10 protein-coding genes are annotated in these 11,563 nt (G+C 67.5%); 8 read left to right on the top strand and 2 right to left on the bottom strand.

Annotated features, from left to right (window positions below):
- Nucleotides 1-460 precede the first annotated feature (460 nt).
- From IB268_RS30845 to IB268_RS30810, 8 genes are all read left to right on the top strand, one after another.
- The gene (locus IB268_RS30845; protein WP_054458914.1) at nucleotides 461-2,812 is read left to right on the top strand and encodes a bifunctional salicylyl-CoA 5-hydroxylase/oxidoreductase; all 2,352 of its coding nucleotides are present in this window, start codon (nucleotides 461-463) and stop codon (nucleotides 2,810-2,812) included.
- Nucleotides 2,809-3,600 carry an SDR family NAD(P)-dependent oxidoreductase gene (locus IB268_RS30840; protein ID WP_054458915.1) on the top strand — a complete coding sequence of 264 codons (792 nt, stop codon included), beginning with the start codon at nucleotides 2,809-2,811 and terminating at the stop codon, nucleotides 3,598-3,600. Before IB268_RS30845 ends, IB268_RS30840 begins: the two co-directional genes overlap by 4 nt.
- A 41-nt stretch (nucleotides 3,601-3,641) precedes the next feature.
- Nucleotides 3,642-4,499, top strand: coding sequence for an enoyl-CoA hydratase family protein (locus IB268_RS30835; RefSeq protein WP_042796271.1), 858 nt, complete (start codon nucleotides 3,642-3,644; stop codon nucleotides 4,497-4,499).
- A 2-nt stretch (nucleotides 4,500-4,501) separates the two neighbouring features.
- Nucleotides 4,502-5,671, top strand: coding sequence for an acyl-CoA dehydrogenase family protein (locus IB268_RS30830; protein ID WP_054458917.1), 1,170 nt, complete (start codon nucleotides 4,502-4,504; stop codon nucleotides 5,669-5,671).
- Nucleotides 5,672-5,733: 62 nt separating this feature from the next.
- Nucleotides 5,734-7,374 (top strand): AMP-binding protein, encoded by a 1,641-nt coding sequence (locus IB268_RS30825; protein WP_192330176.1) that lies wholly within the window; start codon nucleotides 5,734-5,736, stop codon nucleotides 7,372-7,374.
- 20 nt (nucleotides 7,375-7,394) lie between these two features.
- Nucleotides 7,395-7,820 carry a thioesterase family protein gene (locus IB268_RS30820; RefSeq protein WP_013391343.1) on the top strand — a complete coding sequence of 142 codons (426 nt, stop codon included), beginning with the start codon at nucleotides 7,395-7,397 and terminating at the stop codon, nucleotides 7,818-7,820.
- A gap of 42 nt (nucleotides 7,821-7,862) precedes the next feature.
- Complete coding sequence (locus IB268_RS30815; protein ID WP_042796274.1) at nucleotides 7,863-8,270, top strand: RidA family protein; 408 nt, start codon at nucleotides 7,863-7,865, stop codon at nucleotides 8,268-8,270.
- Between the two features lie 117 nt (nucleotides 8,271-8,387).
- The gene (locus IB268_RS30810) at nucleotides 8,388-9,269 is read left to right on the top strand and encodes a LysR family transcriptional regulator (RefSeq protein ID WP_175160912.1); all 882 of its coding nucleotides are present in this window, start codon (nucleotides 8,388-8,390) and stop codon (nucleotides 9,267-9,269) included.
- 25 nt (nucleotides 9,270-9,294) lie between these two features.
- Here IB268_RS30810 and lpdA read toward each other — a convergent pair whose 3' ends face one another.
- Both lpdA and IB268_RS30800 read right to left on the bottom strand, forming a co-directional pair.
- Nucleotides 9,295-10,692, bottom strand: a complete 1,398-nt coding sequence (gene lpdA, locus IB268_RS30805; RefSeq protein ID WP_119450279.1) for a dihydrolipoyl dehydrogenase — start codon at nucleotides 10,690-10,692, stop codon at nucleotides 9,295-9,297.
- A gap of 8 nt (nucleotides 10,693-10,700) precedes the next feature.
- Nucleotides 10,701-11,563, bottom strand: an 863-nt coding sequence (locus IB268_RS30800; protein ID WP_192355300.1) for a 2-oxo acid dehydrogenase subunit E2, incomplete at its 5' end; no start/stop codon positions are given.

The following is an 11,563-nucleotide window of genomic DNA, read 5'->3' as shown; positions in this document are numbered from 1 at the left end:
GGAGGCGAGCGCCCACGATTGCGGTCCGGAGCCTTCGCTCCGGACTGCCCCTTCGTCATCTTCGTCCAGGCCTTCGGCCTTCCCTTCAGATTCCCTCGGGCGCATCGAGGTTGCTCGCCTCCCACGCGCCGGCGCCGACGGGCTACTTGAGTCTTGGTTTGGGGCGCTGCTGCGTCCGTGGTCGGGGGCGGGGCTTGTGTTGCCCGGTCATTGTCGGCCGCGCAGGCGGCCGACAATGACATACGTGATTGCTTTCATTGCTATTGTGTTCGCTGGCGCGAATGCGGTGGGGCGGCAAGCGCGTCCCTATTTAGGTCCAAAGTATCTAGATACTTTCCCCATTTGCGCCTCGGGACCTTCAGGTATATATTTCAAGCCTAAACTATCCAGGTTTAAATATCTGCGGCCGCCAGCTCCAGGAATTCAGAGCGGATGTCGCTTACCACGGAGCGCTACGGCAATGAAAATAGTCTGCATCGGCGGGGGCCCCGCCGGCCTGTATTTCGGTCTGCTCATGAAGCTGCAAGACCCCGCCAACGAAGTCACCGTGATCGAGCGCAACCGCCCTTACGACACCTTCGGCTGGGGGGTGGTGTTCTCCGACGCCACCATGCAGAACCTGCGTGAAGCCGACCCCGTTTCCGCCCAGACCATCGGCGACGCCTTCAACCACTGGGACGACATCGACATCAACTTCAAGGGCCGCAGCATCCGCAGCGGCGGCCACGGCTTCATCGGCATCGGCCGCAAGAAGCTGCTGAACATCCTGCAGGCGCGCTGCGAGGACGTGGGCGTGAAGCTGGTGTTCGAACAGTTCATCCAGGACGACCAGGCCATCGCCCGCGAATACGACGCCGACCTGGTCATCGCCTCGGACGGCATCAACAGCCAGGTCCGTACCCGCTACGCCGACACTTTCCATCCGGACATCGACCAGCGCCGCTGCCGCTTCGTGTGGCTGGGCACCAAGAAGGTGTTCGATGCCTTCACCTTCGCCTTCGTCCAGACCGAGCACGGCTGGTTCCAGGCGCACGCCTACCGCTACGAAGACGGCATGTCCACGTTCATTGTGGAGACGCCCGAGGAAACCTGGCAGGCCGCCGGCATCGAGCAGATGAGCCAGGAAGAGGGCATCGCCTACTGCGAAAAGCTGTTCGCGCCCTGGCTGGATGGCAATCCGCTGATCAGCAACGCTACGCACCTGCGCGGCTCGGCCATCTGGATCCGCTTCCCGCGCGTCATCTGCAATACCTGGGTGCACTGGAACAAGCTCGACACCGCCCGCGGCGAGCGCCGCGTGCCGGTGGTGCTGATGGGCGACGCAGCCCACACCGCGCACTTCTCGATCGGCTCCGGCACCAAGCTGGCCCTGGAAGACGCGATCGAGCTGGCGCGCTGCCTGAGCGGCGCCGAAGGCAGCGTCGAAGCGGGCCTGAAGCACTACGAGGAAGTGCGCAGCGTCGAAGTGCTGAAGATCCAGAACGCCGCCCGCAACTCCACCGAATGGTTCGAGAACGTCGAGCGCTATGCCGACCTGGAGCCTGAGCAGTTCGCCTATTCGCTCCTGACCCGCTCGCAGCGGATCTCGCATGAAAACCTGCGCCTGCGCGATCCGGCCTGGCTGGAAGGCTTCGAACGCTGGATCGCGGAACGCGCCGGCGCTGCCGCCGCGCCGGGCCAGCGGCCTGCGATCCCGATGCTGACGCCCTATCAGGCGCGCGGCGTGCGGCTGAAGAACCGCATCCTGGTGTCGCCGATGGCCATGTATTCGTGCACCGATGGCGTGCCGGGCGATTTCCACCTGGTGCACCTGGGCGCGCGCGCCATGGGCGGCGCGGGCCTCGTCATGGTCGAGATGACCTGCGTGTCGCCGGACGGCCGCATCACCCCGGGCTGCCCGGGCCTCTGGAACGACGAGCAGCGCGACGCGTTCGCCCGTATCGTCGGCTTCGTGCATGGCAATAGCGATGCCCGCATCGGCCTGCAGCTGGGCCACGCCGGCCGCAAGGGTTCCACGCAGCTGGGCTGGCAGAAGATCGATCATCCGCTGGCCGAAGGCAACTGGCCGCTCTTGTCGGCGTCGGCCCTGCCTTACATCGAAGGCGTGTCGCAGACGCCGCGCGCCATGACGCGCGCCGACATGGACGATGTGCGCGACAACTTCGTGGCCGCCGCCCGCCGCGCCGAGCAGGCTGGCTTCGACTGGCTGGAGCTGCACTGCGCGCACGGCTACCTGCTGTCCAGCTTCATCTCGCCGCTCACGAACCACCGCAGCGACGAATACGGCGGCAGCCTGGAGAACCGTTTGCGCTTCCCGCTGGAGGTGTTCCATGCCGTGCGCGCGGTATGGCCCGAGAACAAGCCCATGTCGGTGCGGATCTCCGCCAGCGACTGGGTGGAAGGCGGCATCACGGCCGATGACGCGGTGGAGATCGCGCGCCACTTCAAGGCAGCCGGCGCCGACATGATCGACTGCTCGTCCGGCCAGGTCAGCAAGGAAGAAAAGCCGGTCTACGGCCGCATGTTCCAGACCCCGTTCGCGGACCGCGTGCGCAACGAGGCCGGCATTCCGACGATCGCGGTGGGCGCCATCTTCGAGGCCGACCACGCCAACGGCATCATCGCCTCGGGTCGCGCCGACCTTTGCGCGCTGGCGCGTCCCCATTTGGCTGACGCCTCCTGGACGCTACGCGAAGCGGCGCGAGTGGGCTACCGTGATGTTTCGTGGCCGAGCCAGTACTTCGCAGGCAAGCGCCAACTGGAAACCAACTTCGAACGCGCCGCCGCCATGGCGCAACTGGATATCAAATGAACGCAACTCCGCTCCCGCTGGCCGGACGCCACGCCCTGGTGACGGGCGGCGCCCGCGGCATCGGGCTGGCCTGCGCCCGGGCGCTCTTGCAGCGCGGCGCGCGCGTCACGCTGCTGGGCCGCGATGGTGCGGCCCTGGACGCCGCGGCCGACAGCCTGGCCAGCCTGGGTCAGGTGCAGGCCGTCAGCGCCGACATCGCCAACGAAGCCTCGGTGCGGGCGGCCTTCGCCCAGGCCGAGGCCGAGTTCGGCCCCGTGCTGGTGCTGGTGAACAACGCCGGCCAGGCCGTCAGCCAGCGATTTGACCGTACCGACGCGGCGCTGTGGCAGTCCATGCTGGACGTCAACCTGACCGGGACCTTCCACTGCATCCAGGCCGCGTTACCCGGCATGCTGCAGGAAAAATGGGGCCGGGTAATCAACGTGGCCAGCACGGCCGGCCTGATCGGCTACGGCTATGTCAGCGCCTATTGCGCGGCCAAGCACGGCGTGATCGGCCTGACCCGCTCGCTGGCGCTGGAAACCGCGCAAAAGGGCGTCACGGTCAACGCCGTGTGCCCCGGCTACACCGAAACCGACATCGTGCGCGGCGCGGTGTCGAACATCGTCGAGAAGACCGGCATGACGCCGGACGCCGCGCGCGCCAAGCTGGCCGAGCGCAACCCCCAGGGCCGCCTGGTGCAGCCCGAGGAAGTGGCCGAGACGGTCGCCTGGCTGGCCCTGCCGGCCTCGGCCTCGGTCAATGGCCAGGCCATCGCCGTCGACGGCGGCGAAGTGATGACCGGCTGAAGCCGGCGCCCCATCCACCCCAATTCACGAACGGAGACACCATGAGCACCCAGCCCGAAGAGCACACCATGAAACACCACAAGCGTCCGTTTGCCGGCTACCAGGCCAAGACGTTCCTGTGGCAGGTGTCGGCCGACGGCAAGATCGGCACGGTGACGCTGAATCGCCCCGAGCGCAAGAACCCGCTGACGTTCGACTCCTACGCCGAGCTGCGCGATCTGTTCCGCGCGCTGGTGTACGCCACCGACATCAAGGTCGTGGTGGTGACGGGCGCGGGCGGCAACTTTTGCTCGGGCGGCGACGTGCACGAGATCATCGGTCCGCTGACCAAGATGAGCATGCCCGAGCTGCTGGACTTCACCCGCATGACGGGCGATCTGGTCAAGGCCATGCGCGCTTGCCCGCAGCCCATCGTGGCGGCGGTCGACGGCATCTGCGCCGGCGCGGGCGCGATGGTGGCCCTGGCCTCGGACATGCGCCTGGGCACGCCCGCCGCGCGCACCGCCTTCCTGTTCACGCGCGTCGGCCTGGCCGGCGCCGACATGGGCGCCTGCACCTTGTTGCCGCGCATGATCGGCCAGGGTCGCGCGTCCGAACTGCTCTACACGGGCCGCGCCATGACGGCGGAAGAAGGCGCCAGCTGGGGCTTTTTCAATGCCCTGCATGAACCCGGCGCGCTGGCCGATGCCGCGCAGACGCTGGCCGCGCAGCTGGCCGCGGGCCCGACCTTCGCCCACGGCGTGACCAAGAAGCTGCTGCACCAGGAATGGAACATGGGCGTGGACGAGGCCATCGAGGCCGAAGCCGAGGCCCAGGCCATCTGCATGCAGACGCGCGACTTCCGCCGCGCCTACGAGGCCTTCGTGGCCAAGCAAAAACCGGTGTTCCAAGGGGACTGAGCATGCGCGACGCAAGCTGGCTGGATTGGCCTTTTTTCGACGATGCGCACCGCAAGCTGGCGCACGAGGTCGACGCCTGGTGCGAAGCGTCCCTGGGGGACGTGGATCACCATGACGCCGACGGCGCCTGCAAGAAGCTGGTGCGCGCCATGGGCGAGGCCGGCTGGCTGCGCTACGCGGTCGCGGGCGGCCCTGGCGGCGCCTGGGGCGGCGCGCTGCCGGAAGTGGATTCCCGCGCCGTGTGCATTCTGCGCGAAACCCTGGCACGCCACGAAGGGCTGGCCGATTTCGCCTTCGCCATGCAGGGGCTGGGCAGCGGCGCGATTTCGCTGATGGGCTCGGACGAACTGCGCCAACGCTATCTGCCGCGCGTGGCTCGCGGCGAGGCCATCGCGGCGTTCGCGCTGTCGGAACCCGACGCTGGCTCCGACGTGGCCGCGCTGGCCTGCGAAGCCAGGCTGGAAGGCGACCACTACGTGCTGAATGGCGCCAAGACCTGGATTTCCAACGGCGGCATCGCGGATTTCTATTGCGTGTTCGCGCGCACTGGCGAAGCCCCCGGCGCGCGCGGCATAAGCGCCTTCGTGGTGGATGCCGACACGCCGGGCTTCGAGGTCAGCGAACGCATCGACCTGATCGCGCCGCACCCGCTGGCGACCATCACGTTCGACAACTGCCGCATTCCGGCGTCGCACCGGCTGGGCGACGCGGGCCAGGGCTTCAAGCTGGCCATGATGACGCTGGACATCTTCCGCGCCTCGGTGGCCGCTGCCGCGCTGGGTTTTGCGCGCCGCGCGCTGGACGAAGGGCTGGCGCGTTCCAAGTCGCGCCGCATGTTCGGCCAGACGCTGTCGGACCTGCAACTGACGCAGGCCGCGCTGGGCGACATGGCGACCGCCATCGACGCGTCTGCGCTCCTGACCTACCGCGCGGCCTGGATGCGCGACGTGCTGAAGCAGCGCACCACGCGCGAAGCGGCCATGGCCAAGATGACGGCCACGGAATCGGCGCAGACCGTGATCGACCGCGCACTGCAGATGTTCGGCGGCGCGGGCGTGGTGTCGGGGATGCCGGTGGAGAAGCTTTACAGGGAAATAAGAGCGCTGCGGATCTACGAAGGCGCGACAGAAGTGCAGAAGTTGATCATTGCCCGTGAACTGCTGAAGGCGTAAGGCAGCCATCGAGCTCCGTCGTCCCGGCACAGCAACTACACCGCAATAGCAAGGGGAATTCCATGGAAGCATCCGCCCACATCGACACTTTCGCCCGGGACAATCTGCCCCCGGGCGAACAATGGCCAGAGTTCCTGCTCGACGGCCCCGACGTGGCCTATCCGAAACGCTTCAATTGCGCGGTCGAACTGGTGGACGCCATGGTCGAGCGCGGCCATGGCGAGCGCGTCGCGCTGCGCTGGAGCCAGGACGGCAAGCAGGCCACGATGAATTACCGCGAGCTGGCCGCGCTGACCAATCGCATCGCCCGGGTGCTGGCCGAAGACATGGGGCTGGTGCCGGGCAACCGCCTGCTGCTGCGCGGGCCGAACAATCCCATGATGGCCGCCTCGTGGCTGGCAGCGATCAAGGCCGGTCTGGTGACGGTGCCGACGATGCCGCTGTTGCGCGCCAAGGAACTCAAGCAGATCATCGACAAGGCGCAGATCCAGGCCGTGTTGTGCGATGCCCGCCTGAAGGACGAGGCGGAGTTCTGCACCCAGCCCAGCCATGAGCATCATTGCCCCGGCCTGACGAAGGTCATGTACTTCAACGACAAGGCGCCCGATGCGCTGGATGCGTTGGCGGCGGCCAAGCCGGACGATTTCAAGGCCTGCGATACGGCGGCGGACGACGTGTGCCTGATCGCCTTCACCAGCGGCACCACGGGCGCGCCCAAGGGCTGCATGCACTTCCACCGCGATGTGCTGGCGATGTGCGACCTGTTCCCCAAGCACGTCATCAAGCCGGGTCCGGATGACATCTTCTGCGGCACGCCGCCGCTGGCCTTCACCTTCGGCCTGGGCGGCCTGTTGTGCTTCCCGCTGCGCGTGGGCGCGAGCACGGTGCTGGCCGAGAAGCTGTCGCCGGAAAGCCTGCTGCAGCTGATCCAGGATTTCCGCGCCACCATCGTGTTCACGGCGCCCACGTTCTACCGCCAGATGGCGGCGCTGGTGGGCAAGTTCGACCTGTCGTCGCTGAAGAAGAGCGTGTCGGCGGGCGAGGCGCTGCCGGACGCGACGCGCCAGCTCTGGAAAAAGGCCAGCGGCATCGAGATGATCGACGGCATCGGCGGCACGGAAATGATCCACGTGTTCGTGTCGAGCCCGCCGGAATCGGTCAAGGCCGGCGCCATCGGTCGGGTGGTGCCGGGCTATGTGGCGCAGATCGTCGATGACGACATGAATCCCGTGCCCAACGGCACGGTGGGCCGCCTGGCGATCAAGGGGCCGACCGGCTGCCGCTATCTGGCGGACGAACGCCAGCGGCGCTTCGTGCAGAACGGCTGGAACCTGCCGGGCGATACGTTCCTGCAGGATGACGACGGCTACTTCTTCTATCAGGCGCGCAACGACGACATGATTGTTTCGGCGGGCTACAACATTGCCGGCCCCGAGGTCGAGGACGCGTTGCTGCGCCACGAAGCCGTGGCGGAGTGCGGCGTGGTGGGCGCGGCGGACGACGAGCGCGGCCAGGTGGTCAAGGCTTTCGTGGTGCTCAAGCCGGGCTATGAGGCCGGCAGCGAGCTGGTCGCAGCGCTGCAGCAGTTCGTGAAGGCCAATATCGCGCCCTACAAGTATCCCCGTGCCATCGAGTTTGTCGATGCGCTGCCGCGCACCGAAACCGGCAAGCTGCAGCGCTTTGCGCTGCGCAAGATGGCCTGAACCGGCAACAAGGAAATTCCATGGCAGCCCCTTTCATCAGCCAGGTCGAAGTCCGCTTCCGTCATTGCGATCCGGCGGGCATTGTTTTCTACCCTCGCTATTTCGAGATGATCAACGACTTTGTCGAGGAGTGGTTCGACAAGGGCATGGGGTTGCCGTTTCATGCGCTGCACGTGGAGCGGCACATCGGCACGCCGATGGCGTCGGTGCAGTGCGATTTCAGCGCGCCCAGCCGCTGGCACGAGCGTTTGCGCCAGGTGCTGGAAGTACAGCGCATCGGCGGCGCGTCGTTCAAGGCGCTGGTGCGTTTCGAGGGGCCGGATGGCCAGTTGCGCTTGTCGGCGACGCTGACGATCGTGACGGTGGATTTGCGGACGATGAAGTCCATGCCGCTGCCTGCGGATCTGCGGGAACGCATGCAGGCTTATCTGGTTCCCGCGGCGTAAGCGGCGGGGATCGTTTGCTTTTCTTAAATATAGGATGACGTTATGAAGATTCTGCAACCGCCGGATTGGATGGCGCCCCGGGGCTATTCGAATGGCGTGCTCACCGAGATGCAGGTGGGCAGCAAGCTCGTATTTGTGGGCGGACAGGTGGGGTGGAATGGCCAGCAGCAGTTCGAGACCGACGATCTGGCGGAGCAGGTGCGCCAGACGCTGGCGAACATTGTTGCGATTCTGGCCGAAGGCGGCGCCAAGCCTGAGCATATCGTCCGGATGACGTGGTACGTGACGGACAAGAACGAGTACGTGGCGGCGTATCCGGCCATCGGCAAGCACTACCGCGAGTACATCGGCCGGCATTTCCCGGCGATGACGGCCGTGGAGGTCGCGGACCTGGTCGAGGACCGCGCCAAGGTGGAGATTGAGGTTACTGCCGTGGTGCCGGCGCAGTAACCGCCGGTTGCTCCTGAGCGCCGAGGGCCGGCTGTCGTCCGGCCTTCGGCGTTTTTTTGCAGGCTCTGCGTGCTGTGGGCTCTATACAATCGACCCATAAACCAAGGAGCCAGCCTCATGTCCCTGAACTCTGACGCGGTACGCCTGTTCCTGGGTGTGGTGGATGCCGGCTCCCTCAGCGCCGCCGCCGAGCTGCTGGGCCACACGGCGTCGGGCGTCAGCCGCGGCCTGTCGCGGCTCGAGGAAGACCTCGGTGTCATCCTGATCAACCGCACCACCCGGCGCATGGAGCTGACCGAGGAGGGCAAGCATTTCCTGCCCAAGGCCCGGCACATCGTCGCGTCGCTGGACGAAGCCGAGGACTGCATGCGCATGGTGCATCAGCGCCCGGCCGGCCGCTTGCGGGTGGACGCGTCGGTGCCCGTCATGCTGCATTGCGTGGTGCCGCTGGTGGCGGAGTTCCGGCGGGAATACCCGGCGATCGCGCTCGAACTCACCAGCAACGACCGCATCGTGGATCTCATGGAGCATCGCACCGACGTGGCGCTGCGCATGGGACCGCTGACGGATTCCACCCTGCATGCGCGCACGCTGCGGCCGTCGCCCCGCTGGGTGATGGCCAGCCCGGATTACGTGGCCCGGCGCGGCGCGCCGCAGACGGTGGAGGACCTGGCGACGCATGAAGTGCTGGGTTTCACCCAGCCTGAAAGCCTGAACGTCTGGCCCTTGCGCCACGCTGGCGGGTCCAGCTATCTGGCGGTGCCGACGCTGGCGACGTCCAGCGGCGAGACGCAGCGGCAACTGGCGGTGCGCGGCGTGGGCATCGCCTGCCTGTCCGATTTCGTGGTGCGCGAGGACGTCAAGGCCGGCCGGCTGGTGAAGCTGATGGAAGATGTGCACACGGACTATCTACAGCCCATGCACGCGGTGTATCACCGCAACACGCAGCTCTCGCGGCGCATCGCCTGTTTCCTGGATTTCTTCGCGGCGCGGATCTGAACCCGCGCCGCGTTTGGCATGACGCCTAGGCGTGCAAGGCGCGGCCAAAGGCCGACAGCACCGATTCGTGCAGCGTTTCCGACAAGGTCGGGTGCGCGAACACGGTGTGCATCAGGTCTTCCTCCGTGGCTTCCAGCGAGGCCGCCACGCCGTAGCCGGTAATCAGCTCGGACGCTTCCGGGTGGATGATGTGCGCGCCCAGCAGCTCGCCGCTCTTGGCGTCGAACACCGTCTTTACCAGCCCCTGGTCCTCGCCCATGGCGATCGCCTTGCCGTTGCCGGCGAAGGTGAACTTGCCCACGCGGATGTCGCCGCCGGTCTTGGCGGCGTGTTCGCGGGCGCGGGCTTCGCTCATGCCGATGCTGGCGACCTGCGGATACGAGTAGGTGCAGGCCGGGATGCGCAGCGGATCGATGGGATGCGCGGGCTTGCCGGCGATGGCCTCCACGCACAGCACGGCTTCATGGCTGGCCTTGTGGGCGAGCCACGGCGCGCCGGCCACGTCGCCGATGGCATAGACGCCGGGCTCGGCCGTGCGGCACAGGCCGTCGGTGACGATGTGGGTCCTCTCCACCTTGACGCGGGTCTGCTCCAGGCCCAGATTCTCGACGTTGCCGACGATGCCGGCGGCGACGATGACACGGTCCACTTCCAGCTCGCTGCGCTTGCCTTGCCGGTCCAGCGTCACCTTCACGCCGGTCGCGGTCAGCGACGATGAGGTCACGGCGCATTGCGTCAGCACGCGGATGCCCTGCTTCTCGAAAGCCTTGCGGGCCAGCGCCGAGATCTCGGCGTCTTCCTGCGGCAGGATTTCCGCGGTCATGTCGATCAGCGTGACCTCCGCGCCCACGGCGCGGTAGAAGCTGGCGAACTCCGCGCCGATGGCGCCTGCGCCCACCACCAGCAGCGACTTCGGAATCTCGGCCGGGACCAGCGCCTGGCGGTAGGCCCAGACGCGTTCGCCCAGGGGCAGCGCCGGCAACTCCCGGGCGCGCGCGCCCGTGGCTAGGATGATGTGCTTGGCCGACAGCATGCTGCCGTTGTCCAGCGCCAGGCGGCCGCCGCCCGCCAGCTTGGCGCTGGCGGCGAACACGGTCACGCCGTTCTTCTTCATCAGGTGCGCCACGCCCTGGCCCAGGCGGCCCGCCACCTTGCGTGAACGCGCCACCATGGCGGCCAGGTCCGGACGCGCTTCGCCCGCGCCCGCCACGCCATAGTGCGCCGCCTCGCGGCAGGCGCGCAGCACGGTGGCGCTGTGCAGCAGCGCCTTGGTGGGGATGCAGCCCCAGTTCAGGCAGATGCCGCCGAGTTCGGCGCGCTCCACCAGCGCGACCGACATGCCCAGCTGGGCGGCGCGGATGGCGGCGACATAGCCGCCGGGGCCGCCGCCCACCACGACGAGATCAAACGTAGTCTTGGTCATGGCGGGGCTCACAGCAGGATGCGCACGGGGTTTTCGATCAGCGTGCGGAAGGCGGCCAGCCAGCGCGCGCCCACCGCGCCGTCCACCACGCGGTGGTCCGCGGACAGGGTCACGGTCATGACGGTGGCGGCGGCCAATTGGCCGTCGCTGTCCACCACCGGACGCTTCTCGGCCGCGCCCACCGCCAGGATGGCGGCCTGCGGCGGATTGATGATGGCGGCGAACTGGCTGATGCCGTACATGCCCAGGTTGCTGACGGTCAGCGAGCCGCCGGTGAATTCCTCGGGCTTGAGCCGGTTGATCTTGGCGCGGCCGGCCAGCTCGACGATTTCGCCGGCAATGGCGGACAAGGATTTCACGTCGGCATCGCGCACGATGGGCGTGACCAGGCCGCCGTCGGTGGCCACTGCCACCGAGATATCGGCGCCGGCATGGTATTCGACCGCGTCCTCGTGCCAGCTGGCATTGACCTCCGGCACTTCGCGCAAGGCCAGCGCAGCGGCGCGCACGATGAAGTCATTGACCGACAGCTTCACCGCGCCGCCCTGGTTGGCCTGGGCGCGCAGCGCCAACAGCGCGTCCATCCGGCAGTCCACCGTCAGGTAGAAGTGCGGCACGTTCTGCTTGCTTTCGGTGAGACGGCGGGCGATGGCGCGGCGCATGCCGGTATGCGGCACGCGGCGTGCGGCCGGGCGGCCGGCCAGCGGCACCGCTGCCGCGGCCGGGGCGCGGTCTCGCGCCGCTTCCACGTCGCGGCGCACGATGCGGCCGTGCGGGCCGGTGCCGGTCACGCCCAGCAGATCCACATGCCATTGCGCGGCCAGGCGGCGCGCCAGCGGACTGGCGAACAAGCGGCCGCCGGGGATCGGGG

Source organism: Achromobacter sp. ACM01 (genome assembly GCF_014851745.1).
In the GTDB taxonomy this organism is placed as follows: Bacteria; Pseudomonadota; Gammaproteobacteria; order Burkholderiales; family Burkholderiaceae_B; genus Achromobacter; species Achromobacter aegrifaciens.
This window is presented reverse-complemented; position numbering and strand designations above follow the sequence as displayed.

What these genes read in the sequence shown, in the direction of transcription:
- IB268_RS30845 (WP_054458914.1), top strand. Translation starts at nt 461, where the DNA reads ATGAAAATAGTCTGCATCGGCGGGGGCCCCGCCGGCCTGTATTTCGGT.
- IB268_RS30835 (WP_042796271.1), top strand. Translation starts at nt 3,642, where the DNA reads ATGAGCACCCAGCCCGAAGAGCACACCATGAAACACCACAAGCGTCCG.
- IB268_RS30810 (WP_175160912.1), top strand. Translation starts at nt 8,388, where the DNA reads ATGTCCCTGAACTCTGACGCGGTACGCCTGTTCCTGGGTGTGGTGGAT.
- IB268_RS30840 (WP_054458915.1), top strand. Translation starts at nt 2,809, where the DNA reads ATGAACGCAACTCCGCTCCCGCTGGCCGGACGCCACGCCCTGGTGACG.
- IB268_RS30815 (WP_042796274.1), top strand. Translation starts at nt 7,863, where the DNA reads ATGAAGATTCTGCAACCGCCGGATTGGATGGCGCCCCGGGGCTATTCG.
- IB268_RS30825 (WP_192330176.1), top strand. Translation starts at nt 5,734, where the DNA reads ATGGAAGCATCCGCCCACATCGACACTTTCGCCCGGGACAATCTGCCC.
- IB268_RS30830 (WP_054458917.1), top strand. Translation starts at nt 4,502, where the DNA reads ATGCGCGACGCAAGCTGGCTGGATTGGCCTTTTTTCGACGATGCGCAC.
- IB268_RS30820 (WP_013391343.1), top strand. Translation starts at nt 7,395, where the DNA reads ATGGCAGCCCCTTTCATCAGCCAGGTCGAAGTCCGCTTCCGTCATTGC.
- lpdA (WP_119450279.1), bottom strand. Translation starts at nt 10,692, where the DNA reads ATGACCAAGACTACGTTTGATCTCGTCGTGGTGGGCGGCGGCCCCGGC.